Source organism: Methylobacterium sp. WL12, from assembly GCF_008039475.1.
Classification (GTDB): Bacteria; Pseudomonadota; Alphaproteobacteria; order Rhizobiales; family Beijerinckiaceae; genus Methylobacterium; species Methylobacterium cerastii.
Genome location: NZ_VRUW01000255.1, coordinates 1 through 386, shown reverse-complemented (window position 1 = coordinate 386; position 386 = coordinate 1). Strand labels below are relative to the sequence as shown.

1 protein-coding gene is annotated in these 386 nt (G+C 66.8%); it reads left to right on the top strand.

The window, feature by feature from the left end:
- The coding region (locus tag FV226_RS27750; protein ID WP_147765434.1) for a transposase at positions 1-370 on the top strand (370 nt) is incomplete at its 5' end.
- Between the last annotated feature and the right edge of the window lie 16 nt (positions 371-386).

The window sequence follows — 386 nt, the reverse complement described above, 5'->3', positions numbered from 1 at the left end:
CGCGACCGCGCTCCTCGATGGGGCCACGAACGGCGAACGCTTCCGTGCCTACGTCGTCGAAACGCTGGCCCCGGCGCTTCGGCAGGGCGACACCGTCATCCTCGACAACCTCCCGGCCCACAAGGTCCGGGGCGTGCGCGAGGCCATCGAGGCCGTGGGGGGCCGGCTGCTCTACCTCCCGCCCTACAGCCCCGATCTCAACCCCATCGAGATGGCCTTCGCCAAGCTCAAGGCCATGCTCCGATCGGCTGCAAAGCGCACCGTTGCCGACCTCTGGGATGCCATCCGAAACGCCTTCGCCGCCTTCAAACCAGACGAATGCCGGAACTACCTCGCCGCCGCGGGATACGACGCTTATGATCCAACCTGATCGGATGCCGCTCTAG